The organism is Oceanospirillum sanctuarii (genome assembly GCF_002150805.1).
Lineage (GTDB): Bacteria > Pseudomonadota > Gammaproteobacteria > Pseudomonadales > Halomonadaceae > Oceanospirillum > Oceanospirillum sanctuarii.
Map to the genome: position 1 here is coordinate 64,575 of NZ_MTBA01000014.1, position 25,602 is coordinate 90,176.

16 protein-coding genes are annotated in these 25,602 nt (G+C 52.8%); 10 read left to right on the forward strand and 6 right to left on the reverse strand.

Features of this window, described 5'->3' with window-relative positions; genetic code table 11:
- Positions 1-69 precede the first annotated feature (69 nt).
- From BV405_RS17030 to BV405_RS17040, 3 genes are all read right to left on the reverse strand, one after another.
- Positions 70-876 carry a LuxR C-terminal-related transcriptional regulator gene (locus BV405_RS17030; RefSeq protein WP_086482091.1) on the reverse strand — a complete coding sequence of 269 codons (807 nt, stop codon included), beginning with the start codon at positions 874-876 and terminating at the stop codon, positions 70-72.
- Positions 877-1,098: 222 nt separating this feature from the next.
- Entirely contained in the window at positions 1,099-2,475 is a 1,377-nt protein-coding gene (locus BV405_RS17035) for an aspartate aminotransferase family protein (protein WP_086482092.1), read from the reverse strand.
- 611 nt (positions 2,476-3,086) lie between these two features.
- Positions 3,087-3,803 (reverse strand): GntR family transcriptional regulator, encoded by a 717-nt coding sequence (locus BV405_RS17040; protein WP_086482093.1) that lies wholly within the window; start codon positions 3,801-3,803, stop codon positions 3,087-3,089.
- A gap of 428 nt (positions 3,804-4,231) precedes the next feature.
- Between BV405_RS17040 and BV405_RS17045 the strand changes: the two genes are divergently transcribed.
- The 9 genes from BV405_RS17045 to BV405_RS17085 all read left to right on the forward strand — a co-directional run bounded on the left by BV405_RS17045 (position 4,232) and on the right by BV405_RS17085 (position 15,592).
- Entirely contained in the window at positions 4,232-5,605 is a 1,374-nt protein-coding gene (locus BV405_RS17045) for a glutamine synthetase family protein (protein WP_086482094.1), read from the forward strand.
- Positions 5,606-5,816: 211 nt separating this feature from the next.
- Positions 5,817-6,908: a polyamine ABC transporter substrate-binding protein gene (locus BV405_RS17050; protein ID WP_086482095.1), complete on the forward strand. Its 1,092-nt coding sequence runs from the start codon at positions 5,817-5,819 to the stop codon at positions 6,906-6,908.
- A 71-nt stretch (positions 6,909-6,979) separates the two neighbouring features.
- On the forward strand, positions 6,980-8,146 hold the full coding sequence (locus BV405_RS17055) for an ABC transporter ATP-binding protein (protein WP_086482096.1): 1,167 nt from the start codon (positions 6,980-6,982) through the stop codon (positions 8,144-8,146).
- A complete protein-coding gene (locus tag BV405_RS17060) occupies positions 8,143-9,096 on the forward strand; it encodes an ABC transporter permease subunit (protein WP_086482097.1) in 954 nt (317 codons plus the stop codon). Before BV405_RS17055 ends, BV405_RS17060 begins: the two co-directional genes overlap by 4 nt.
- Positions 9,096-9,914 carry an ABC transporter permease subunit gene (locus BV405_RS17065; RefSeq protein ID WP_086482098.1) on the forward strand — a complete coding sequence of 273 codons (819 nt, stop codon included), beginning with the start codon at positions 9,096-9,098 and terminating at the stop codon, positions 9,912-9,914. Before BV405_RS17060 ends, BV405_RS17065 begins: the two co-directional genes overlap by 1 nt.
- Before the next feature lie 269 nt (positions 9,915-10,183).
- Positions 10,184-10,912 (forward strand): glutamine amidotransferase-related protein, encoded by a 729-nt coding sequence (locus BV405_RS17070; RefSeq protein ID WP_086482099.1) that lies wholly within the window; start codon positions 10,184-10,186, stop codon positions 10,910-10,912.
- Between the two features lie 177 nt (positions 10,913-11,089).
- Positions 11,090-13,126 carry a methyl-accepting chemotaxis protein gene (locus BV405_RS17075; RefSeq protein ID WP_086482100.1) on the forward strand — a complete coding sequence of 679 codons (2,037 nt, stop codon included), beginning with the start codon at positions 11,090-11,092 and terminating at the stop codon, positions 13,124-13,126.
- A gap of 85 nt (positions 13,127-13,211) precedes the next feature.
- A complete protein-coding gene (locus tag BV405_RS17080; RefSeq protein WP_217895696.1) occupies positions 13,212-13,949 on the forward strand; it encodes a type 1 glutamine amidotransferase in 738 nt (245 codons plus the stop codon).
- 230 nt (positions 13,950-14,179) lie between these two features.
- Positions 14,180-15,592: an aldehyde dehydrogenase family protein gene (locus BV405_RS17085; protein ID WP_245832369.1), complete on the forward strand. Its 1,413-nt coding sequence runs from the start codon at positions 14,180-14,182 to the stop codon at positions 15,590-15,592.
- Positions 15,593-15,707: 115 nt separating this feature from the next.
- Here BV405_RS17085 and BV405_RS17090 read toward each other — a convergent pair whose 3' ends face one another.
- The 3 genes from BV405_RS17090 to torR all read right to left on the reverse strand — a co-directional run bounded on the left by BV405_RS17090 (position 15,708) and on the right by torR (position 23,600).
- Positions 15,708-16,130 (reverse strand): hypothetical protein, encoded by a 423-nt coding sequence (locus BV405_RS17090; RefSeq protein ID WP_086482101.1) that lies wholly within the window; start codon positions 16,128-16,130, stop codon positions 15,708-15,710.
- Positions 16,131-16,235: 105 nt separating this feature from the next.
- Positions 16,236-22,844, reverse strand: a complete 6,609-nt coding sequence (locus BV405_RS17095; RefSeq protein ID WP_086482102.1) for an AAA family ATPase — start codon at positions 22,842-22,844, stop codon at positions 16,236-16,238.
- 3 nt (positions 22,845-22,847) lie between these two features.
- Entirely contained in the window at positions 22,848-23,600 is a 753-nt protein-coding gene (gene torR / locus BV405_RS17100; RefSeq protein WP_086482103.1) for a two-component system response regulator TorR, read from the reverse strand.
- A 334-nt stretch (positions 23,601-23,934) separates the two neighbouring features.
- Here torR and peaA point away from each other — a divergent pair, with 334 nt between their 5' ends.
- A complete protein-coding gene (peaA, locus tag BV405_RS17105) occupies positions 23,935-25,533 on the forward strand; it encodes a quinohemoprotein amine dehydrogenase subunit alpha (protein WP_245832370.1) in 1,599 nt (532 codons plus the stop codon).
- The last annotated feature ends 69 nt before the right edge of the window (positions 25,534-25,602 follow it).

A 25,602-nucleotide genomic window follows, 5' to 3' on the forward strand; every position in this document is an offset into this window, starting at 1 on the left:
GGCATCCTTGCCCTGGACACTATAGAGAAAACGAGACTTCACTTTCCAGGCTATTAACTTTCTAGGCTATTAACTTTCAAGACTATTCAGGTGGCTCAGGAACAGGGTAAAGATTTCCGACTGAGTCGAGGTGTTCAGGCGGCTGTGAATGTTCTTACGGTGAACTTTAACGGTGCCGACACTGATGCTGAGAATATCAGCGATCGCTTTTGAGGAGTGCCCTTGCAGGATCAGACCGAGAATCTCCTGCTCACGCTGAGTCAGTACGCCGCTGGCGAAGGTTTTCAGCGCCTGTTTGATCGGGCCTGCGGACTTCTCATACTGTACAAATTCGCCGGATTGCGCCTGCCAGAACTGCTGGATCAGAGCTTCAATCACCGGGAAGATACTTTTCAGACGGTTCAGCTCAGCACGGGTGATGGTGCCCAGTGCTGTTTTGCGTCCCAAAGCGATGGCACAAGTCGTGTTCTGGGTCAGAGGGATCGTGAGATTCACCTCATCGACTAAGTCGAATTTACGGTAGCAGGACTGGTAGTACTCGGTCTGGTCAAAGGAATCCGGTGCGATATCCACCAGACGGGAGACGTTCGCGCCCATACCGCCACTGATGCTGTTGAACAGAGGATCAAGGATATAAGCCTTTTCGATATAAGCCTTCAGTGTCGGGCTGTGCTCTGCAGGATCTTTGGGATGCAGAATAATCGGCTTTAAAGACTTTTTATAAGTCACGACCAGAATGGTGTCGAAATTACAGTGGTTGCTGAGCACCTCTTCAAGTACCGGCATAAAGCTGGGAACCTTGATATGGTGGATCAGCGATGCGATATCCCTTGCACAGGTGGGCGATATAAGCTCCGGATGATTCTTGGTTTGCATGGGGGATGTCACTCCGGTTGCAGCAGTGTGTAATGTGGGGTCGGTTTGTCTTGTCGGTCTGGTTTGGCTTGTAGTGTCAGACGCTGTAGCTGAGAAAAACCTGCTTCTGATTATCCGGTTTGGTTGGATTAATTGCATGGTTTTATTGTTGTTTTTATGGGTTTGAATTGTATTTTTATGAGATCGCCCGGGCAGTTGTCCGGGCGATCTTATTTCAGGCGCTTACAGCTGATTCACAGATTCCAGTGTCAGATCCAGACACTGTTTCGCTTTGGCGCACAGCTCATCCACTTCTTCACGGGTGATCACCAGAGGTGGTGACAGAACCATACGGCTGCCTACGGCGCGCATGATCAGACCATTGTTGAAGCAGTGCTCACGGCAGATGTAGCCCACATCGATATCAGATGGGAACAGCTCTTTAGTGGCTTTGTCTTTCACCAGTGCGAAACCAGCAATCAGACCCACACCGTTGATATGACCCACCAGTGGGTGATCCTGCAGGGTTTCACGCAGTTTCTCCTGGAAGTATGGGCCGATATCGTTAGCCACGTACTCAACGATGTTCTCTTTCTTCATCAGTTCGATGTTAGCCAGAGCAACCGCTGCAGCAGCCGGGTGACCGGAGTAGGTGAAGCCGTGGTTGAAGTCTTCGCCCATAGTATCCAGCGCTTTAGCGATACGATCGCCCACTGCAACTGCAGAGATTGGCAGGTAACCGGAAGACAGACCTTTCGCCATGGACATGATGTCCGGGTTGATATCCAGAGTCTGGGAACCGAACCAGCTACCGGTACGACCGAAGCCACAGATCACTTCGTCAGCTGCCAGCAGAATGTCGTACTTCTTACAGATCTTCTGAATTTCAGACCAGTAGTTCGCTGGTGGCATAATAACACCACCTGCACCCTGAATCGGCTCACCGATAAAGGCCGCAACATTGTCCGGGCCTACTTCAAGAATGCGCTCTTCCAGTGCTTTAGCACAGGCCAGACCGAACTCTTCTTCGGTCATATCGCCACCTTCACCGTACCAGTAAGGCTGACGGATATGCTCAATGCCACCCACCATAGGGATGCCTTGCTTGTGCATACCGCTCATACCGCCAAGGCTTGCACCACCCACAGTACTGCCGTGGTAAGCATTTTCACGGCTGATCAGGATGTTTTTGTACGGCTTACCCTGAGACGCCCAGTAAGTACGGGTCAGACGGATAATGGTATCAACCGCTTCAGAGCCTGAGTTCGCGAAGAAGATGCGGTTCAGATCACCCGGAGTTACCTCAGCAATAGCCTGAGCCAGTTTTGCCGCCGGTACGTGAGTGGTCTGGAAGAAAGTGTTGTAGAACGGCAGGGTTTTCATCTGCTCGTAGGCAGCGTCGATCAGTTCCTGACGACCATAACCCATGTTCACACACCAAAGGCCAGCCATGCCGTCCAGCATCTTCTTGCCTTCACTGTCCCACAGGTAAACACCCTCTGCTTTAGTGATAACACGGGCACCTTTCTTGTTCAGAGCGCCGGTATCGGTAAATGGGTGCAGGTGGTGTTTCGCGTCCAGTGCCTGCCACTCTAGGGTGTTGTTGTTTTCAGCAGCCATTTGCTAATCCTCTGGTTATTGCGCGGTAACGGCATCCTGCGGTAGCTGCGGATGCTGTTGAACTGAGCTTATGAATTCTTAATAAAGCTTTGCACGATCAAAGTTGGTCAATTGAAGCTGATCGCGAAAGCATATTTTGTGATCAATATTTGGGGTTTAACCCAAGGTGTCTTAATCAACTTGATTGCATTTTGTGATCACAAAAAAGAAAAGTCAAACAATCTGGTATTAAATTTTGATCACAAAAGAAGTGGTTTTGGCTAACCTGCTGATTTTTATGGGGTTATCTCGCGAGTGGTGTTTTAGCGAAATTACCCGTGATTCAGGGATGTTGATGCTTTCTGCGGTAATTGAGCCGTCAGATCGCTTTTAAAATGTGATCACAAAAATAGAGAGGGTTTGGTTTGCTGCCAGGAGTTGAAATAGGAAGGGGAGTCAGTGTTTTTCTAACCTTATGATTTTGAAGGTTAAATTTTGGTCTTAACGGTTGGTTGTAGCAGCTGGTTTTAGTGGTTGGCAAATGGTGTTGCTAAAACTGTTGGTAAGGGGAGGTGATGAGCCGGAGTGGCTCATCACCTCTTTTTTTGTGCAGGGCTTTTTCGGTTTGCCCCTTAAATCGCGTCAGCAGCGGCCTGCTCGATAAAGTTGTACAAAAGCTCCGGCGTACCGGCAAAAGCAAAACCTTCACGAATATCTGATGCAATGGCCATCTGCAATGCCAAAGCGTCTTTCTTAGTAATCGCTTCCAAGGCTTCATTATGGCGATCAATGGTGTAGTGCTCTTTGAGGCGGGAGTTGGCCAGCTTCATAAAGGGCCCCAGCTGCAACCACAAACTCTCAATCAAAGGCAGGGTAACCTGATGGGGGTTGGCGGTGTAGAGTCTGCGGTGGAAGCGCTGGTTGCGGATGGTGATCTGCTCCAGGTCGCCATTGTCCTGTGCCTCATCAATCTCTTTATCCAGTGCGATCAGCTCTGCCAGCTTTTCATTATCGATATAGGGCAGGGCGCGGGCTGCCGCGTGGGACTCAAGGTTGATGCGGGCTTCGCATAGTTCGCTGAACTTCATCGCCGTCATCTTGGGTACGATCACACGACGATTCCCCTGAATCTCCAGCGCATTTTCTGCTGCCAACTGGCGCAGGGCTTCACGAACCGGCATAGGGCTGACATCCAGTATGGTGGCCAGCTCCCGTATGGTCAGAGCACGGCCTGGGAGTATCTGGCCGTTCATTACTGCGTTACGCAAAGTGCTATATACCCACTGGGTGATAGTTACAGCTTCGTCGCGCTTGGTTAATGTAATTTGTATCGGTGATTTCTTGTCCATTATTGGCCGCCTGATCCCGTATCTGTTCAAGACTCTGCTTGTTTGTTGTTTTTCTGAATGGAGTGTTTGGACATCGTCCCGGCTTCGCCAAATCCGGAGCAGTAATAATGCCGGATTAGCCCTGCATTTTGCAGGGGCAGGGTATCACAAAAAAGGTGCAATCCCGGGTTTGTGATCACCAATTTGGTGCGAAATAAAATCTTTAATCGGATTGATTGACCGGGTTATTTATTTGTGATCATATCAATACCACGAAATGTGATCACAAATAAATAAAAGTTTACCTGATGCAGGTCACACTGCCTTTAATTAGAGGGCTGGCATCAGGGGGTAGCTAAGCTGAATTTATTTGGCCGGATGACAACCTCAAACCTGGGTTCAGGTCATCGGTAAGCGTTTCGAAAAAGTTTTATAAGAGAGATAAAAAAATGTCTGCAAATTTTAATGGCGATATCAAAAGCTTCGTACCGACCAGTGCTGAGCACAACGAGTTCGATCTGTTCATCACTGATCTGAACGGTAACCTGCGCGGAAAACGTATGCCGGGCAGCGCTCAGAAAAAAGTATTCAAAGAGGGCGTTAAGCTACCGCGCTCTGTAATCGGCTTCGACCACTGGGGCGATGACGTACTGGAAAACGGTCTGGTATTTGAGACCGGTGACAGCGACGGTATCTGCATGCCGGTTCACCCTGAGCCAGTGAATGTGCCTTGGGCTGAAGCGCCACGTAACCAGATTCTGGCAATGATGTTTGATCCCGATGGCAAGCCGTTTGATGCGGACCCGCGTCAGATTCTGCTGAACATTGTTGCACGCTTTAAAGAGCTGGGCCTGACCCCGGTTATGGCTACCGAGCTTGAGTTCTATCTGCTGGACGGCAAGTCCGAAAAACGTCAGGTCCCAGAGCCACCGGTTCTGGCTGAAGGCCACGGTCGTCGTCTGTACGACACTGACTGCTACTCCATCGAAGAGATGGATGGTCTGGCTTCCTTCTTTGGTGAAGTACGTAGCGCCTGTATCGAACAGGGCATTCCGGCTGACACCATTATCTCCGAATTAGGCCCCGGCCAGTTTGAAATCAACCTGATGCACGTTGCTGATCCGGCTCTGGCTGGCGATCACGCCAACCTGTTCAAGCGTCTGGTGAAAGGTGTGGCCCGTAAGCACGACTTCGGTGCGACCTTTATGGCTAAGCCTTATGCCGACAAGAGCGGTAACGGTTTCCACGTTCACTTCAGTCTGATCGATGAAAACGGCAACAACGTGTTTGACGATGGCACTGATGCCGGTTCTGACCTGCTGCGCCACGCCATCGCCGGTCTGATGGAAACCATGGCCGACAGCATGCTGATCTTCGCGCCGCACCTGAACTCTTACCGTCGTTTTGCAGCCGGTGCACACGCGCCTACCTTTGCAAGCTGGGGTTACGAGAACCGTACCGTAGCACTGCGTGTACCTGAGAGTGAGCCGGTAGCCCGTCGTATCGAACACCGTGTATCCGGTGCAGATGCGAACCCATACCTGGTGCTGGCTTCTGTTCTTGCCGGTGCTCTGTACGGTATCGAGAACAAACTGCAGCCACCTTCCCCGATTGAAGGTGATGCTTATGCCGAAGCAGAAGAGCGTGATCTGCCGCGTCTGCCGACCCGTTGGGATGATGCCACTGAAGCTCTGAAAGAGAGTGAAGTGCTGAAAGAGTACATGGGTGAATCCTTTGTACGTGTGTTCTCCGCTGCCAAAGAGCAGGAACAACGCAAGATTCAGAGCCGCATTTCCGATGTGGAATATGAGGCATACCTGTAAGCCGTCTGAACCGGTCTGCAGGGAATTAACGTGATTAAGGTCGCCGATGACATCTTGGGATGCCATCGGTGACGGTAAACGAATTCAGACCGGAAGATCTCCGGATCTCCCGGCTGGAAAATTTAGGAATACGAATGAAATAACCCGTAATACACACTAGAAAAATAAATGCACGACACCTTGATCGGACGTGCTTTCAGAGGAACTGAACATGACAATAAAAAAAGCCCTAACCCTTTCTGTATGCTCTGTACTGTTAGCCGGTAACGCGGTTGCCAGTGACAAAGTTCTGAACATCTATAACTGGTCTGACTACATTGAGCCGGAAGCTGTTTCGCGCTTTGAAAAAGAGACAGGCATCAAGGTTAACTACGATGTTTATGACAGTAACGAGGTTTTGGAAGCCAAGCTGATGGCGGGTGGTTCCGGTTACGACCTGGTCGTACCAACCGGTGCTTTCCTGGAGCGTCAGCTGCAGGCCGGTATCTACAGCAAAATCGACAAATCCAAGCTGACCAACCTGGCGAATCTGGACGCTGCTCTGGTTGAGAAGATTTCCAAGCATGACGAAGGCAACCTGCACAATGTGCCTTACGCATGGGGAACTATCGGTCTGGGTTACAATGTTGATGCTGTAAAAGCCCGTTTGGGTGATATGGAATTTGATACTCTGGATCTGATTTTTAACCCGGAAGTAACCGCTAAACTGAAAGACTGCGGTATTGGTGTACTGGATTCACCGGCGGAAGTGATGTCTATCGCACAAAACTACGCAGGTGTTGATCCGAACTCTGAAAGCAAAGCAGACCTGAAAAAAGGTGCTGAGGTGCTGGAAAAAGTTCGTGGTGACTACAAGTACTTCCACTCCGGTAAATACATCTCAGATCTGGCTAATGGCGATGTGTGTGTCGCACTGGGCTACAACGGTGACATCCTGCAGGCTCAGAGCCGTGCAGAGGAAGCTGGTCAGGGCGTAAACATCAGCTACGCGATCCCGAAAGAGGGTACGCTGATCTGGTTCGACCTGATGGCAATTCCTGCTGATGCACCGCATCCGGAAGCTGCACACAAATTTATTGATTATGTTCTGAAAGGCGAAACGGCAGCGGGTATCTCCAACTACGTTTACTACGCCGTTCCTAACAAAGCAGCTGAGCCTCTGCTGAACGAAGATGTGATCTCCAACCCTGGAATCTATCCTTCTGACGCGGTTAAAGCCAAGCTGTTTGCTCAGAAAGCGCACACTGCAAGATTCGACCGTCTGTTAACCCGTACCTGGGTCAATATTAAAACAGGCCGGTAAAGGTCAGAGGCCTTCCGCCTTTGTGGCGGGAGGCCTTGAACAATAACAATATTAAAAGAGTCGAGTGTTTTATGACTTCTCCGCAACATATAGATCCTAGCCAAATCAGCGAACAGGCGACCATCAAGGTTCCTAACTGGAAAAGTGATGCCAAGCCGTTTGTTCAGATCGAAAACATTACAAAAAAATTCGACGATTTTACCGCGGTAGACAACATCTCGCTGGATATCTACAAAAACGAACTCTTCTGTTTGCTGGGTGGCTCAGGCTCTGGCAAAAGTACGCTGCTGCGCATGCTGGCAGGTTTTGAAGCGCCGACCAGTGGTCGCATTCTGATCGACGGCGTGGACATGGCAGGCATTCAGCCATGGAACCGTCCGGTTAATATGATGTTCCAGTCTTACGCACTCTTTCCTCACCTGACCGTCGCGGAGAACGTGGCATTCGGTCTGAAGCGTGAAGGTGTTCGCGGAGCTGAAGTTAAAAAACGTGTTGCCGAAATGTTGGATCTGGTTCAGCTGGGTCATCTGGGCAAACGTAAACCGAATCAACTGTCCGGTGGTCAGCGTCAGCGTGTGGCTTTGGCCCGCTCTCTGATCAAACGCCCGAAACTGTTACTGCTTGATGAGCCTCTGGGCGCTCTGGACAAAAAGCTGCGTGAAGAAACGCAGTTCGAACTGATCAACATTCAGGATGAGCTGGGTGTGACCTTTGTTGTGGTAACCCACGACCAGGAGGAAGCGATGACGCTGGCCTCCCGCATCGGTGTAATGAATCACGGCGTTATCGTACAAACCGATGAACCTCAGGATGTTTACGAATATCCGAACAGCCGTTTTGTGGCGGAATTTATCGGCTCGGTGAACCTGTTCGAAGGTCAGGTTACCGTTGATGAGCCGGATACTGTGTGTGTGACCTCACCGGAAGCCGGTGCAGAACTTTGCGTAAACCACGGCATCAGCTGTGCGCCAAATCAGGACGTTCACGTTGCCGTTCGTCCGGAGAAGATCCGTGTTACGGAAAACCGTCCGGATCAGAAATACAATTGCGTACAGGGCACCATTCTGGACATCGCCTACATGGGCAGCCTGTCGGTATTCAAAGTGAAGTTGGCCAGTGGCAAAGAGGTTCGTGTAACCCAGCCTAACACCAACCGTGAATCCGGTGGCCGCTTCACCTGGGACGACAACGTCTATCTGTCGTGGGATATGGACAGCTGTGTGGTGTTAACGTCATGAGTACTTCCAAGATTGCGTGGATCAATGATTCCTACGGGAAGATGACGAAGTACAACTTTTTCAGCCGGGTAAACTGGGGACGCTTCTCTGTTGTTTCCGTGCCTTACCTGTGGCTGGCAATCTTCTTCTTCATCCCGTTTGTGGTGGTGTTCAAAATCTCTCTGTCTGAGGCGGCCATTGCGGTTCCGCCTTATACACCGATTCTGGACTGGAACCTCGAAGAAGCCTACGTCACCTTAAAGCTCAGCCTGAGTAACTATCTCTTCCTGCTGGAAGATGATTTCTACCTCAGCGCTTACCTGAGCTCCATCAAGGTAGCGGCGATCTCGACCTTCTTTACCCTGCTGGTGGCGTTCCCGATCGCTTACCTGATGGCTCGTAGTGAAGGTTCTATGCGTGCCCTGCTGTTGGCTCTGGTGATTCTGCCTTTCTGGACCTCTTTCCTGCTGCGTGTTTACGCCTGGATGGGACTGCTGAAAAAGAACGGTCTGATCAACGAGACACTGATGAGCATGGGGCTGATCGATCAGCCGCTGATCATGATGCAGACCGACTTCGCGGTTTATATCGGTATCGTTTATACCTACCTGCCCTTTATGGTGCTGCCGCTGTACAGCGCACTGGAAAAAATGGATATGACCCTGCTGGAAGCGGCAGAAGATCTGGGCGCACGCCCTTATCAGAGCTTCTTCCTGATCACCCTGCCTCTGGCGATGCCGGGTGTGATTGCTGGCTGTCTGCTGGTGTTTATCCCGGCGGTGGGTGAGTTCGTGATTCCGGCTCTGTTGGGTGGTTCCGACACCCTGATGATTGGCCGTGTGCTCTGGGATGAGTTCTTCCTGAACCGTGACTGGCCGATGGCATCTGCTGTAGCCGTAGTAATGCTGATTATTCTGGTACTGCCGATCATGCTGATCCGCAACAGCCAGGGCAAAGAGGGGGCCGTATAATGAAACGCCGTTCACTATTTCTGAATACAAGTGCGGGTCTGGGTTTTCTCTTTCTCTACGCTCCGATTATCGCGCTGATCGTTTACAGCTTTAACGCCTCCAAACTGGTAACGGTTTGGGGTGGCTGGTCGCTGAAATGGTACGTGGAGCTGTTCAATAACGAACAGATTATCGATGCGGCTCTGCTCAGCTTTGAGATCGCCTTTATCACCGCCACGTTGGCGGTGGTGCTGGGCACCATGGCAGGTTTTGTCCTGAGTCGCTTCGGGCCGTTCCGCGGCAAGATGATTCTGTCCGGCTGGATCTCCGCACCTCTGGTAATGCCGGAAGTGATCACAGGTCTGTCTCTGCTGCTGCTGTTTGTGGCGATGGAATCGGCCTTTGGCTGGCCGGCAGGACGTGGCACCGGCACCATCATTATCGCGCATACCACCTTCTGTATGGCGTATGTGGCGGTGATCGTGCAGGCACGTTTGTCCTCTATGGATGAGTCTCTGGAAGAAGCGGCGATGGATCTGGGCGCTAAGCCATCCTCCCTGTTCTTCCTGGTGACACTGCCTCTGATCTCTCCGGCGATTATCTCCGGTTGGCTGCTGTCCTTTACCCTGTCTCTGGACGATCTGGTTATCGCCAGCTTCGTATCTGGCCCGGGTAACAGCACCCTGCCAATGGTGATCTTCTCCAAAGTACGTCTGGGTGTAACCCCGGAAGTGAATGCTCTGGCAACCCTGATGATTCTGGTGGTTGCGCTGGGCGTGATCGGAGCCATGTACCAGATGCGCCGTCAGGCTCGTCTGCTGGCTCAGCCGGATAACTGATAACGGCTTTCGGCAGATAATGACGAGTGCTGTCGTCCGAAAATAACAGCGTTTTCGTCTGAAAATAGCAGTGCTTTGCCGGATCGGGTTGCGTTGAACCTCATCCGGCAGACAAGACCTTATTCTGCGTTACTTTTATCCATGATTTATTTCAGGCATCTGCTTTCCCCTGTTTTTAAGGGGAGGCGGATGTCAGGGGTTGTTTCGGCCTTTTTACGCCGGAATCCCCCTTTTATTACTGCAACAATACAGCCCAACAGGTGCTTAAAATGAAAATTGGTATTTTGGCGACCGGTATTACGCCAGATGAGTTACTGAACGAGTATGGTTCTTACGCGGACATGTTTGTACAGCTGTTCCAACAGTCTGGTCACAGCTTTGAATATCAGGTTTTTGATGTCCGTGAAGGCCGCTTCCCGGGTGGTGCGACTGACTGTGACGGCTGGATCATCACAGGCTCCAAGTTCAACGTGTATCAGAACCTGCCATGGATGCAGCAGCTGAAAGAACTGATTCTTGAAATCCACGCGGCGAACCGTCCTATGGTGGGTATCTGCTTCGGTCACCAGATCGTTGCTGACGCTTTCGGTGGTCGTGTTGATAAATACGCCGGTGGTTGGGGTGTGGGTCTGCACAGCTACGAAGTGAAGCCTGCGTTTGATTTCCTGAAAGGTGCTCCTTCCTCGTTCTGCATCAGCGCGATGCACCAGGATCAGGTGCTGTCTCTGCCTGATAATGCTCAGGTATTCGCTTCCTCGGATTTCTGCAGCTTTGCGGGTCTGGTTTACGACGACCGTATCCTGACGTTCCAGGCGCACCCGGAATTCAATATAAGCTACGAAAATCAGCTGATCTCCCTGCGTAAGGGGGCTGTGATCCCGGATGAAACCGCAGAGCTGGGTCTGGCGACGGTTAACGAGAAAGACGCTCAGACCGATTCTGTGATGGTGGCGCACTGGATGGCAGACTTCCTGACCAAGCGTGCTCCTCAGGCCTGATCAGGCTGTAAACCAACGGGGCAGTCGTGACTGTTCCGTTGGCACACGATAATAATAAGGCGGTAACCGCCACGTTCCTCTGAAAAACTAACTTCCAATAATAACGATCCGGCATCCCCCCATATTGTCGGCAAACCCTATTCTGGGCAGCGTTTGTGCTGCACGAGGTAAACGAATATGCCAGTTACTGCATCCATGGCATCGACTCCTTCTGCCGCTGAAAACCGTGGCTTTTCCCGTTTCGCGTCCCTTTCTGTCAGTCAGCGAATTACCCTGACCCTCGGGCTGATATTGCTGCTCTTTATGCTGACCTCTGCCAGTGCTTACTACAGTTTTAACTCCGTCGGTCGCGATGTGGGTGTTGTCGTCAATAAGGCTTCGCCACGGGTTTATCTGAGTGGCAATCTGCGGGGCAATCTGGCCGAAACCAAATACCTGTTACTTCAGCTACTCTCCGGGCAGCAGGCCGATAAAACCGTTATTGAAAACCGTCTTAATGCTCTGGGGCAGGAGTTTGAACAGGACTTCGGCCAGCTGAAAACCCTTGGCGTGAAAGGTGTTGCTGAGGCGGAACAGCTGAGCGCTGAGATCTTCCGTTTGGCTGCCCGCATGGTTCAGGCACAGGTGACTTATCATCATGGGCTGGAGATTGTTGAAGCCCAGAGTCGTGATTTTAAATACCTCACTTCTGAGATGGGCTACACCCTCGAAGACCTGCTGTTTGAAGAATACCGTTACGAATACCTGTCGCTTCTGAAACCGATTCGTGACGATATCGCCTTTATGAATACCGGCGTGCGTGAGTTGCTGCAGATGAGCGACTATCAGGCAGCTCAGGCCGCAGCTGTTGATATTGAACGTAAACTGGCTTCCATCGACAAAGCGATCGCCAAAACACCGGCACTGGATAAAGAGGTCGCCACCATCCTGAACGAAACCTGGCAGCCCTACAAAGAGCAACTTGTTCAGCCTGAACTCAGCATGCAGCAGCATCTGGCAGCGCTGAAAGCGATGCAGGAATCGGAACAGCTGCTGAGTCAGATCGAACAGCTGGTTGCCCAGAGTGAACAACAGATCGCTACCTTTATTCAAACCGCCCGTGAACAGGCGGGGAGTGCAACCGCCAGCACGCTGGAAACTCTGGCTCAGGGCAAAAGCATTATTGTGATAGGTGCACTGGCAGCTATGTTGCTGTCACTGGTGCTGGGTATTCGCCTGATCCGTTATCTGCAGAAAGCTCTGGCGCGTCTTGTAGGTGCGATTGGTCGTATTGCCGAAGGGGATCTGACCACCCGTGTTCCTGTGGAAGGTAACGACGAGATTACTCAGGTTGCGGTCAGTACCAACACACTGGCGCAGCATCTGCACGATTTGGTAGATCAGATCAGCCATACCGTTCAGTCAGTGCATGAAGCGGCTCAGATCAGCCAGACCATCGGTGAGCAAACCCTGACCGGTGCCGAGCAGCAGAGCACCCAGACCAACCGTCTGGCTGCGACCGCTAGCGAGATGGAGGCCAGTGCCCGTGAAGTGGCGGAACATGCCGAACAAACCCGGGTTAGTGCCCAGCAGGCCGAAGAGGTGCTGCACTCCAGTCATCATGATCTGGAAGAGAGTCGTCAGGCGATTGCTCATCTTGCGGATCAGGTTCAGGTCTCCATGCAGCAGGTTGCCGATCTTAAAGAGCGCAGCGATGGCATCAGTGATGTGATCGATGTGATTCGCTCCGTAGCTGAACAAACTAACCTTCTGGCGCTTAACGCCGCTATCGAGGCAGCCCGTGCCGGTGAAGCAGGGCGTGGCTTTGCGGTAGTGGCTGATGAGGTGCGTTCTCTGGCCTCCCGTACACAGGAATCTGTGGGTGAGATCGAAAACATCATCCTGCGTCTGCAGGAAGGTGCTCAGGAAGCCGCCAGCACCCTGTCCGGTTGCAGTGAAGAAGCGACTCAGTACAGTCAGCAGCTGAATACCAGCCTTGAAGCGCTGCATCAGGTGAGTGATACCGTGCACTCCATGAGTCAGATGAATGCGCAGGTGGCCACCGCGACCGATCAGCAGAGCGTCACCGTGGCGGATATCAGCCACAGTCTGAGTGAGATTCACACCATTACCACCCAGACCACCGATGGTGCGGAGCGTTCTTCTCACCAGAGTGAGCGCCTGCTGATCCTGTCGGATAATCTGGCCGGGCTGACTGCGCGTTTTAAAGTTTAAAGATTTTGGTATTTGAGGTTCCGTATTTGAGAATGTGGTTGTTCAGATACCGACATTGAGTAACAGGCAGAAGGAAACACCCTCCATGATCAAACTGGGGATCTTAATTACCGACACCGGCCCACAAGCACTGCTGCAGCAGCACGGCACTTTCGCCGACCTGTTCGAGCGCCTGCTGAATGCTACCGATGTCGCTTTTGCCTACCGTCGCTACTCGGTGATTGATGGCGAGTTTCCCGTCAGCACCGACGAATGCGATGCCTGGCTGATCACAGGCTCAGTACATGGGGTTTATGATGATCTGCCGTGGATGGGGCCGCTAAAGGTTCTGATCCGCACCCTGCATGAAGAGAAACGCCCGTTAGTGGGTATCTGCTTTGGCCATCAGATCATCGCTGAAGCCCTTGGGGGACGGGTAGAAAAGTTTGATGGCGGTTGGAATCTGGGCATTAAGCAGTATCAGGTCAGCGAGCAGTTACCCTGTTTTACCGGTGATGGTAACAGCGAGTCGGTTACAGCGTTCGCCATTAACGCCATCCATCAGGATCAGGTGCTGGATATTCCCAAGGATTGTCGGGTGTTTGCCAGCGCCCCCCGTTGCGCCAATGCAGGTCTTGTCTGGGGTGAGCATATCCTGACATTTCAGGGACACCCTGAGTTTCATCGCCAGTATGAGGACGATCTTCTGCGGGCAGATCTGGGCGTGGTTTTCCCGGATGAAGAACTGCAACCGGCCCTTAACGGCCTTGCGGCAGATGCACTGGATGACGCCCAGGCAGGGCAGTGGATCGCCCGCTTTATTCAGCAGGCGGTGAGTCGTTAATTTCTGATTGTTCCCTCTTATAACGCCAGCTTCTGTTTTCAACAGTAAGCTGGCGTTTAGCTTTCTGCCGCGTCATAAATCACTGTCAGCCCATCCTGTTACATCTCATTTACGTCTCTGCACAAGTCCGCACATTTACCTGAAATCTGATTTACATGATCGGTATAGCCTAGTTTGGAATCGAAAAATGCCTGCGACAGATGGGCGCTGTTCAAACAAGGATAATAAAAATGACAACCAATCTAGATATGTTGATCAAAGGCGAAAAAGTAACCGGGCAAGCGGCTGCTTTTGATGTACTGAACCCAGCTACCGAAGAAGTGGTAGCAAGCTGCCATGCAGCAAGTGAAGCTCAGCTGAATGATGCCGTAAGCGCTGCGCAGGAAGCATTCAAAAGCTGGCAGTACTCCACAGATGACGATCGCAAAGCGATGCTGCACCAGATTGCTGACAAGATCGAAGCCAATGCCGCAGAGCTGGCAGAGATCGTTGTTAAGGAGCAGGGCAAGCCGATGTTTCTGGCGCAGGCAGAAGTAGGTGGCGCAGTCGCCTGGACCCGTTATGCCGCAGAGCTGGATATTCCGGTAGAGGTGATTGAAGACACCGATACCAAACGTATTGAAGTACAACACAAGCCGCTGGGCGTTGTCGGTTCCATCACCCCGTGGAACTGGCCGCTGATGATCGCTATCTGGCATATCGCGCCTGCCCTGCGTGCCGGTAACACCGTGGTATGTAAGCCATCTGAGCTGACGCCACTGAACACCCTGAAACTGATCGAACTGATGAATGAAGTGCTGCCAGCGGGCGTTGTGAACGTGGTGCTGGGTGGTGGTGAGATCGGTGGTGCTATGAGTGAGCATCAGGGCATCAACAAGATTATCTTTACCGGTTCGACCCCAACCGGTCAGAAAATTATGCGCAGTGCCGCCTCTAATCTGAAGCGTTTGACGCTGGAACTGGGCGGTAACGATGCGGGTATTATCCTGCCGGATTCCAATATTGCTGCTATTGCTGAAGGTATCTTCCAGACCGCTTTCCTGAATATGGGACAGACCTGTGCGGCGCTGAAACGTCTCTACGTTCACGACAGTCAGTACGATGAAGTGTGTCAGGCACTTACCACGATCTGTGAAGCTCAGTCCGTGGGTAACGGCCTGCATGAAGGCACAACCTTCGGCCCGGTTCAGAATGTGATGCAGCTGAACAAGGTTGTTGAGCTGGTGGAAGATGCCAAGCAGAACGGCGCGAAAGTGTTGTGTGGTGGTGCTAAAACCGAAGGTGTCGGATACTTCTTCCCGCCAACGATTATTGCAGACGTGACCAATGGCATGCGTATTGTCGATGAAGAGCAGTTCGGCCCGGTACTGCCGGTGATTCGCTACAGCGATGTGGATCAGGCGGTAGAGATGGCTAACAGCAGCTCTGTGGGTCTGGGTGGTTCTGTCTGGTCAACGGATGTTGCTAAAGCGCAGCAGATCGCTCAGAAACTGGAGTGTGGAACGGCTTGGGTGAATGGTCACGCAGAGGTACTACCGCATGCGCCGTTCGGTGGCTGCAAAATGTCTGGTTTCGGCGTGGAGTTTGGACAGGCGGGTCTGCTGGAGTACACCCAGCCGCAAACGATCAATATCAACAAGTAAGGTTTTACTTGGAAAGAATTCCGGCATCTGCTGTGGGTCAGCAGATGCTGGTTTAATCCCTGGCTTCTTGTTTTGCCACATTGGCCATCTCACTGAGATGGCCTTTTTTCTTTCTTTACTGGCCAAATCTTTGTTCGCAAGCAGGGCAGGTATATTTTCCAAATTTTCGGAATCTGCCTGTGACTTCAGTTAATAACGAGAGATGGTTATTTGAAGAGTAACAATTGGAGCAAAATGGGCCTTCAGCTTTACCATCTTGAGGTTCAGCAAGGTAATAATACCCATCTCTAAAGACGACCTCATCTTGTCTTGCCAGGGCAGATTGAAGCTCCTTGATTTTTTGCTTTAATTCAAGATTTTCGTCCTGAGCTTCGACTAACTGAATTTTTACCTCTGACATAGCTTCTAGCAATTCAGCGATTTTGAGTTTTATTTCAGCATCCTTTATTGCCGAAGTAGCACCTTTGAGCTCTTTCGCTAAATCTATAGCGACTTTAATTGAAGTTATTCCTGCTGAAATAGCACCTAGGTCTGGCATTGACTGTTACTCCTTGTATGTTTGATCCTGCGAATAGACTAATGCTTATTGAGGCCTATAAGTAGGTGGAAATAGCGAAAGGCTCACTAGATAGCATCTAACTTATCAGTAAGTATTCTTGGTGCAAGCCTGCAACTGCTCCGAACTCCGCTGATACAGCTCCCTTAACAGGTCGATCTCTGGCCGCCAGTCAGAACTCTCTTCCTGAATCCGCTGTTCCAAGACCTTAAATTCTACCTGCAGGCGTTTTAAGCCGAAGTTAGCGCAGGAACCTGCCAGCCGATGGCAGAGGCCTGCGGCGGTGGCGTTGTCGCCAGCATTAAGGCTTGCGGTCAGTTCCGCAAACAACCGTGCGTACTGTTCGTGAAAGCCTGCAACCAGTTCCCGGAACTGGTTGCTGCCGAGCATACTGATATGCTGCTCGATCACCTCAGGGGCGAGTAGGTCTGATTCTGCCTGATCTGCAGCCGGTTGATCAGAGACTGGTTGATGAGGCATAGCTTGATCCACCGGATCGGCAGCACCGCCTTCCAGTCCGAAACGGCTCTCCAGCAGGCGAACCAGCTGATCATATTGCAGGGGTTTAGCCAGTACGCCATCGATATCCCCTTGCTGATAACGCTGCTGTTCCGAAGAGGTCAGCGCTGCGGTCAGGGCAACAATCGGCACGGCAGCTTTTGCTGGATTCGGATGCTGGCGCATGCGCCGTGATGTCTCAACACCATCCATATCCGGCAGGTGAATATCCATCAGCACCAGATCGTAATCATGGTCGTGGTGCAGGGAGAGGGCGGTAAAGCCATCATAGGCCACATCAACACGGTGACCATCGCTTTGCAGCAGACCAGCAGCGACCCGCTGATTGATCTCGGTATCTTCCACCAGCAGGATGCTAAGGGGCGCTAACTTAGGTGGTCGGTTCTGTTGAGTCGACCGCTTGGCAGATAGAGCAGAAACCTCAGATTCCACACGCGGATAGCTAAGTTCCACCCAGAAGGTTGAGCCTTTCAGCGGCTCACTCTCAAAGCCGATGCTGCCGCCCTGCAGCTCCGTCAGCTGTTTACAGATCGAGAGACCCAGTCCTGTGCCGCCATAGCGACGGGTGACACTGTTATCCGCCTGACTGAAATGCTGGAAGATTCTGCCGTGAAAATCCGGTGCAATACCGATGCCGGTATCCTGAATCTCAAAGCGCAGGCTGGATAACGCATCCGGGGCAAGCACCCGCAGAGTCACGCCGCCGCGCTCGGTAAACTTGATCGCATTGGTGCATAGGTTGAGCAGAATCTGACAAAGGGCACGTTTATCGCCCATCAGCCCTTGGCCGGATGCCATAAGCCGTTGGCTTGCCGGATCAGGCTGCAGATCAAAGTTCAGACCTTTCTCATCCGCCATAGGGCGAATAACGGCGCTCACTTCATTCAGCGCCTGTTGCAACCGGAACGGGTGCGGATCAAGAGCCAGCTGTCCGGCTTCCGCTTTAGTGAAGTCGAGTACATCATTCAGAATCGCCAGCAGGGATTGTCCCGAGGTGTAGATGGTTTGCAGTTGTGCCTGCTGATCTGCGGTCAGTTCTCCCCGCATCAGCAGCTGAGCCATCCCCAGAATACCGTTCATGGGTGTGCGGATCTCGTGGCTCATGGTGGCCATAAACTGAGATTTGGCTTCGCTGGCAGCTTCGGCTTTCTGGCGGGCGAGGGTGGCTTCCAGTCGCGCCTGTTCCGCCTGCTCTCTGTGTTTGCGCTCGCTGATATCGGTGACCGATCCCTCGTAGTAGAGAATCTCGCCATCCTCATTGGTGACCCGCCGTGCGGAGATGGCAACATCTACCTCTGTCAGATCCCGCTTCAGCCAGACCGCTTCCATACTGTGAATCCGGTTATCCCGCTGCAACAGGGCAGTAAAGTGCTTCAGCTGATCCGTTTCCTGAAAGCAGTCATCCCGTACATTGCTGCGTTCTGCCAGAAAATCCGCCGGACAACTGAAGCCCAACAGGGCACAGAAGGCTGGGTTTACCGATAAAAACTCCCCCCGTGCTGTTGTGCGGAAGATCCCTTCAACGGCGTTTTCAAACAGGGAACGGAACTCCTGTTCGGATTCTTTCAGGCTCTGGTAGAGCTTGGCGTTTTCGATGGAGATCGCTGATTGTGCCGCCAGAATGCGCAGGGTTTCCAGATTCTCTTTGGTGAAGACATCGGTGCTTTCCCGGTTCTCCAGATAGAGAATGGCGGTCAGATTACCGTGGTAAAGAATCGGCATACAGAGCAGAGAACGGGGTTGGTTTTCCCTCAGATAGGGATCGTACATAAACATCTCATGTTCCAGCGCGTTGCTGAGTACCACCGTCTCCTTGGTGCGGTAGACGTAATGCACGATATTCACCGGCAGCTTGCTCTGTTCCTCTTCAAGACGCAGGCCGGAGAAAAAGCGGGGCGTTTCGTGAAGATCCGCTTCTGCTTCGATAAAGAGTTCATCCTCATGGCGCAGCGCCAGAATCGCCCGCTGGCCACCGGCATTCTCCATCGCCAGGGAGATCAGCCGACCCAGCAGACTGGTGAGTTCGATCTCATCGGCGATGGCGTGGGAGGCCTGAATCACGGAGGAGATATCCAGAATCTGGTTCTGACGATCACCGGTGACCGGCTTAACCGGCTGCACCGGTACTTCAGACAAGCGCTCCGGGCTTGCCAGTTGGTGCTGACGGCTCAGGTGATCCGCCTTGGCCTGCGCGCCCAAACGCTGATACAGCTTCAGGGCGTGATGCAGATAGGTTTCGGCAATGACCGGCTTCTGCCAGCTTTTGTAGAGGCGTGCCGCCAGCTCGTAACTGAGGGCTTTGTCCAAAGGCACACCGGCACTTTCTGCGGCAACAATCGCTTGCTCATACAGATCCATCGCTCGTTTATAACGCTTTTGCACCCGCGCCAGTTCCGCCTTGATCAGCAGCTGGCGATGCTTGTGGTTTTCCGGGCAGTGTTTCGCCCAGAAACTGACCTTTTTCAGATAGCCCAGAACCCGACTGAAACGTCTTTGCTGCACCAGAACACCGGAGCTGGGCACCAGTGCCAGATGAGTCAGGGCGGCAATAAAGTAGAGCCAGGAAGAGGTGTAGGTGGCGCTGATCGAGGCGATATCCTCTTCGCAGGCTTTGCAGTGATACTCCGCTTCCTCAAGCTGACCGAACAGATAGCAGAGCAGGGCTTTGTAGAAGTGGTGCAGACAGACCGCTGTTCTGTGGTGGTTGCGGGTGTGCAACTCCAGCATGGCGGTTTCCTGATTGTAACGACCGTTCAGCTCGGTAGGGTTGCGGCTGGCACCTCTCAGGTTGTCCAGTGTCTGCAGAGCGTAGCGGGAGTAATATTCCGACTGCTTCTGGCCGTTAGCGATGATCTGCTGCAGGTAGCGATCCAGTTTGGGATGAATCTCATCCAGATTCTCCGCCAGTGGTAGCTGATACTGAATAAAGCTGGCGATGCAGTAGGTGCTCCACTCCACATCACCGCACTCAAGACCGCTCTGATAACCCAGTTCCAGCGAGGGCAGGGTGTTGCTCAAAGGCTCTTTCCAGTGGCGCACGTAGGTATCAAACAGGGAGAGTGTTTTGTGATGTGTCAGCCGTGATGAGCGCTTCTTGTCGATCTCAAGGGCAACCTTACCCAGCTCGTAACCCTGCTGAATACGGTTGTACTGACCGCAGAGCACGCCGCCGTAGCCAGCAAGCGCCTGAGCGGAGGCGTTACTGAGGCCGTAGCTCAGGGTCAGCTGTACCTGACGCGCCATGACAATAGGGCGCAGGCCGGAGCTTGAGAACTTAATCGCCCCGAACATACTCGCCATAATCGGTAGCGCCGCCTGAATATTGGCGTCTTCCAGCTCTGCAAGTTCCGGAATGCTGGTTAAAGGCTGCTTACGCAGTTGCAGCTGGGATTGCAGATCCGCCAGCCAAAGCTTTTTACGATCCGGGTTGCGGGGCAGTTCGACCCCCAGCAAAGCCAGCACCTCATAAGCGGTATCCAGCGCCTGATCAAACTGGTTCAGGGAGATATGTGCCTGAATCTGTAACTCGTAGGCTCGCACCTTATCCAGCAGAGGCACATCGGATTCCAGCACCTCGCGGATATGCTGCTGCATGGTGATAAAGTCCGACAGGATATAAGCGGCTTCTGCGGCGTAGTTACTGAGAGTGAGCCTGAGCGATTGGCTTTTATCTGCTGTTTGGGTATGACCAGCGGCCAGCTGATCCAACAGCGACAGCCCCTGTCGGAAATACTCAGCAGCGGAGCCGAAGGCGGCAGCACTGCGGGATTGTTCACCAGCACGAAGATTCATCTCCACCAGCTCAAGCTGGCGCTCGGGGGAGAGATGTTCGTGCGCCATATTGAGATGGTTGGTGATCTCAAATAAGCGGCGGTATTGCTCCTGTTCCGATAAACCCTGCTGCAGGAGTTCACCCACTTCTAAGTGCAGCTTTCCCCTTTCCTGATCCTGAATCAGACTGTAGGCCGCCTGCTGAACCCGGTCGTGTACAAAGCGGTACTGAATCCCCTCGGCGTTGATATCACTGCTGATGCGGTAGTTATCATTCAGGGGAATGATCAGGCGCTCAGCTAACGCAGGCCAGAGATCTGTTGCGGTATCACCGGGTGTTGCCCGATTCACAATGGCAAGGGTTCTCAGGCTGAAGGGGTTACCGATGCAGGAGGCCAGTCGCAGAATTTTCTGGGTAGCGGGATCAAGCTGCTGAATCTTATTCACCATCAGCCCGACGACATCATCGGACATCTCCTGGGCTTTAAGTGCGGCCTTGTCCCAGTGCCAGCCGTTCTGATCGGAGTGGATCAGACCTTCATCCTGCAGGGTGGTGAGAAACTGACTCAGGAAGAAAGGATTACCCTGAGTTTTCAGCAGGCAGATGGTCGCCAGCTCATGACAGCGCTCCACCGGATAGCTGAGGGTGTCGGACAGAAAGGCTTTAATCTGCGCCAGATTCAGTGGCTCCAGATGCAGCTCTGTTAGGTGCCGTTTAACATGGGAGGGACCGGACAGCCCTGAGCGCTGTTTATCAGATAGCCCTGAGCGGCTTTTATTAGCAAGCCTCAGCTTATCCAGCAGCAACTGCAGTGGCTGGTTTGCGGCCAGCTCTTCATCCCGATAACTGCCGATCAGTAGCAGATGATTCAGACCGGAATCCTTGCCGGTTTCGCTGCCGTATTGCGCCTTGGTCAGAGCTTCCAGCAGTTCAATAGAGGAGGGGTCTGCCCAGTGCAGATCATCCAGAAACATCACCAGGGGGCTCTCTTCGCTGGCAAAGGCGCGCAGCAAGCGCATAAACATGCGGGAGAAGCGGTTTTTCTCCTCAGCCGGAGCCAGCCTTGGCGCTTCCGGTTGTGGCCCGATAATCAGTTCCAGTTCCGGAATCAGATGGATCAGTACCTGTGCGCTGTGTCCCAGAGCTTCGATGATCAGAGAGCGGGAGTGGTTAACTCTTGATTTAGGCTCTGTCAGCAGCTGGCGAATAAAACTCTGCAGCGCCTGTACGATGGCGGCATAGGGGCGGTTATGGCCGAACTGACCAAACTTACCGCTGATAAAATGGCCTTTCTGCTCGTTCACCGTCTGACGAATCTCATGCACCAGACTGGATTTGCCGACACCTGCATAGCCCGAGATCAGCACAATACCGCCCTGACCTGAGGCGGTTTCATCGTAACGCTCGTTCAGCTGGCGGATAAACTCATGGCGGCCATAAAGCTTCTGGGGCAGCACAAAGCGCTCCGGCAGGTCGTGGCTGGCCAGCATAAAGTTCTCAACCTGCTGCTTCTCCTGCCACTGCTGCAGACAGGTTTTCAGGTCGAAGCTGATGCCGTGGCTGGACTGGTAACGCTGGTCAGCATCTTTCGCCACTAGCTTGAGTACGATCTGTGACAGCGCCTCCGGCAGGCGGGGATTGATCTCCAGTGGTGACGGCGGTTGCTTGGCGATATGGCGGTGGATCAGTTCCAGCGGGTCCTGCGCGGAAAGCTTGCCCTGAAACGGCTGACGACCGGTAAAGAGTTCATACAGAGTAACCCCAAGGCTGTAGAAGTCGGTGCGGTAGTCGATGCTGCGGTTGATACGACCGGTTTGTTCCGGTGCGATATAGGGCAGCATGGCGGGTTTGATGCGGCTGTGCTGCCAGCTGATCTGTTCCCGCTGCAGGCGGCTGGCGCGGGTAAAGTCGATCAGCTCAATCCGGTTCAGCATGGGATTCAGCAGAATATTGTCCGGGCTGATCTGCTTATGGATTATCTGCTGCTGATGCAGACGGCCTAATGCTTCTGTGATCTGGATGGCGATGGGCAACCACTGATGCCATTCCAGCTTGCGGTTCTGTTGCAGCGCCCGCAAAGATAAACCGCCGTGATCGGCAAAAAGACCAAACGTATCGGGGGATGAAGAGCTGTTACTTTGCGAGCCAGAAGTAGAACCAGTGCCTGCTGAATGCTGCTCATCCCGATAGAAACCCAGCGGGCGGGTGATGCCTTCAAGAGCCAGATCCCGCAGAATATCCTGCTCATGAATCAGCAGCTGTTCCGCTTCCTGTCGTTCGCTGTCGGAAAGACCGGAAGCGATACGTTTCACAATGACCGGTTGCTGATCCTGATGGCGAATCCCCCGGCTGACGGTAAAGCTCTGCCCCTGATGCAGGGTGCTGACCAGCTGAATGCCCTTCAAGAATTAGCCCATCTTTCCGGCAAACATATAACCTGCGCCGTGGGCTGTCAGAATAAAGTGAGGATCTGAGGGATTATCCCCCAGCTTGCGCCGCAAACGGCCGATCATCACATCCACGGATCTGTCGTTGGGTGTCCATTCACGGCCGTGTACGGTATCGATCAGCTGATCCCGGGAGAGTACCTGTCCGGGGTGCTTCAGCAGGGCGTGCAGCAGTCGGTACTCCCCTTCCGGCAGACGCTCTTTATTGCCTTCCGGGCTTTGCAGCTGGCGCTTGTTGCCATCCATCACCCAGCCTTCAAACTGAATCAGAATCCGCTCTTTCGGGGTGTTGGTATCCTGTTCCGGAGCTTTCAACCGCCAGAGAAGGTTTTTCACCCGCACGATAAGTTCCCGGGCGTTAAAGGGCTTGGCGACGTAGTCATCGGCACCCATCTCAAGGCCGACAATACGGTCGATATCATCAGCTTTGCTGGATACCAGAATAATGCCAACACGGGAGGTGGCGCGTAGTTCGCGGGTGAGAGTCAGACCGTCTTTACCGGGCAGATTGATATCCAGCAGTACCAGATCGATCTTCTGCTCGATGACGCGGTCGGTCAGGTCGTCGGCCTGTTCCGTTTCGCTGACCTGATAGCCTTCGTTGCGGAAGTAGCTGACCAGCAGTGAGCGGGAGGCCTGATCATCTTCAACCACCAGAATATGGTATTGGCTCTGGGGTTTTGTCGCCGAGCAGTTTTGGGGCTTTATTGTCATTTTAGTAGCTTCGTTATTCTTCTTTTGAGCCTGAGTCTAGCAAACATCCCTAAGGGACACCAAATAGGCAGGTTTAGCGCTTGCTTAGGTTTTATCCTTTCAAATCATGCGGTTATAAATATTTATTTAAAATATTTGTTATCTGTTACATCTGGCTACAACTTCCTACATTTGATGAAAACTCTGTTTACACCCGGGGAGTAACTTACCTAAAGCAGAGAATTCGACTCGGCTGTTTTGCTTTCAGTCTTTTGCCCTTCTGAGTGGCGCTTGTGCAGCATCACTCAGAAGGGCCAAAAAAACGATGAGCTTGAGTAGATAATAATAAGTAGGAGTGTTGCCCTTGAAGAAGAATAAGATAACCCGTGCGCTTCTGGGCGCCGGTGCTTTGACTCTGATGAGTCTGTCACCGGCACAGGCTCAGGACGCCGACGGCGCATCCATTATTCGTGAGCGCTGTACCGCCTGTCACATCGATTCCGGTGACGCGGACAAGCCGTTCTCACGAATCAGCGAGCAGAGGAAAACCCCGGAAGGTTGGATGATGACTATCAGCCGTATGCAGAAGCTTCGTGGTGCTGTGATTCCGGCGGATGAGAAGCGCGCTCTGGTGAAGTATCTGGCGGACAATCAGGGTTTGGCTCCGGCTGAAACTGAGGGGCTGCGCTACGTGCTGGAGAAAGAGCCGAACGTGCTGGAATCCTTCGATCCCCTGATTCAGGAAACCTGTGTCCGTTGTCACTCCGGTGCCCGTATCGCCCTGCAGCGTCGTACCGAAGAGGAGTGGAAGTGGCTGGTACATTTCCACATGGGACAGCAGCCAACGGCTGAACTGCACGCTGGTGCCCGTGACCGTGACTGGTTTGGTATCGCGCTGAATCAGGTGGCTCCTAAGCTGGGTCAGGATTATGCGCTGAATACTCAACAGTGGAGCCAGTGGCAGGCGGCGACCAAGCAGCCGTTAAACGGCAGTTGGGCGATGTCCGGCTTCCTGCCTCAGAAGGGCAACTTCAATGCTGATGTGGTTGTCACCCAAACCGATAAAGATCACTACGAGCTGACCCTGAACGGCCAGTACGAAGATGGCTCCAAGCTGTCCGGTAGTGGTAAAGCCGTGGTCTACACCGGCTACGAATGGCGTGCTTCAGTCACCGTTGATGGTGTGAAGATGCGTCAGGTACTGGCAGCCTCTGCCGATGGCAAAACCCTTACCGGTCGTATGTTTGAGCGCGACGCGGATGTGATGGGTGGCCCGGTAACAGCGGTTAAAGCCAATGCCATCACCAAAATCTCTCCTTCCTATATCAAGCAGGGTGAACGCAAGCTGATCACCATCTCCGGCAACCAACTTAAGGGCAGTGTGGCTCTGGGTTCCGGTGTGAAAGTGATCCGTGTTGAATCCCGCGATAACAATCATCTGACCGTGCTGGTGGAAGCGAGTCGTTCCGCTGCTGTTGGCAGCCGCAATGTGCAGGTGGGTAAAACTTCCTCCAAAGCTGCGTTGGCGGTTTATGACCAGCTGGCCCGTGTTGAGATCACTCCGGTTGAATCGATCGCCCGTGTTGGCGGCGGTGGAGGTCTGATTCCTAAGCAGAAGTCCTGGTATCGCGCGGTAGGTTACGCCGCAGGTCAGGATGGTAAGCCGGGAACAGCAGATGATCTGCGTCTGGGCTACATGCCTGCGACCTGGTCTCTGAAGCCATTCGATGAGATTGCCGAACATGATGACGACATCAGGTACGCCGGCACCATCGACAGCCGCGGCATCTTCACCCCGGGTGATGCCGGTCCGAATCCGGATCGCAAAATGTCCACCAACAACGTAGGTAATTTGGCGGTGGTAGGCACCGTTCAGGATGGTCAGCAGACCGTCTCTGCCCAGACCCACCTGCTGGTGACGGTACAGAAATTTGTTCAGGCTCTGATCGACTAATCCGATCCGGGCAGTGATACACCTCAGAACAGAAGCACCTCCGGCAACTGGCCGGAGGTGGGATAACAA

What these genes read in the sequence shown, in the direction of transcription:
- BV405_RS17050 (WP_086482095.1), top strand. Translation starts at nt 5,817, where the DNA reads ATGACAATAAAAAAAGCCCTAACCCTTTCTGTATGCTCTGTACTGTTA.
- BV405_RS17085 (WP_245832369.1), top strand. Translation starts at nt 14,180, where the DNA reads ATGACAACCAATCTAGATATGTTGATCAAAGGCGAAAAAGTAACCGGG.
- BV405_RS17075 (WP_086482100.1), top strand. Translation starts at nt 11,090, where the DNA reads ATGCCAGTTACTGCATCCATGGCATCGACTCCTTCTGCCGCTGAAAAC.
- BV405_RS17065 (WP_086482098.1), top strand. Translation starts at nt 9,096, where the DNA reads ATGAAACGCCGTTCACTATTTCTGAATACAAGTGCGGGTCTGGGTTTT.
- BV405_RS17070 (WP_086482099.1), top strand. Translation starts at nt 10,184, where the DNA reads ATGAAAATTGGTATTTTGGCGACCGGTATTACGCCAGATGAGTTACTG.
- BV405_RS17040 (WP_086482093.1), bottom strand. Translation starts at nt 3,803, where the DNA reads ATGGACAAGAAATCACCGATACAAATTACATTAACCAAGCGCGACGAA.
- BV405_RS17060 (WP_086482097.1), top strand. Translation starts at nt 8,143, where the DNA reads ATGAGTACTTCCAAGATTGCGTGGATCAATGATTCCTACGGGAAGATG.
- BV405_RS17090 (WP_086482101.1), bottom strand. Translation starts at nt 16,130, where the DNA reads ATGCCAGACCTAGGTGCTATTTCAGCAGGAATAACTTCAATTAAAGTC.
- BV405_RS17055 (WP_086482096.1), top strand. Translation starts at nt 6,980, where the DNA reads ATGACTTCTCCGCAACATATAGATCCTAGCCAAATCAGCGAACAGGCG.
- BV405_RS17035 (WP_086482092.1), bottom strand. Translation starts at nt 2,475, where the DNA reads ATGGCTGCTGAAAACAACAACACCCTAGAGTGGCAGGCACTGGACGCG.
- BV405_RS17080 (WP_217895696.1), top strand. Translation starts at nt 13,212, where the DNA reads ATGATCAAACTGGGGATCTTAATTACCGACACCGGCCCACAAGCACTG.
- BV405_RS17045 (WP_086482094.1), top strand. Translation starts at nt 4,232, where the DNA reads ATGTCTGCAAATTTTAATGGCGATATCAAAAGCTTCGTACCGACCAGT.
- BV405_RS17030 (WP_086482091.1), bottom strand. Translation starts at nt 876, where the DNA reads ATGCAAACCAAGAATCATCCGGAGCTTATATCGCCCACCTGTGCAAGG.
- torR (WP_086482103.1), bottom strand. Translation starts at nt 23,600, where the DNA reads ATGACAATAAAGCCCCAAAACTGCTCGGCGACAAAACCCCAGAGCCAA.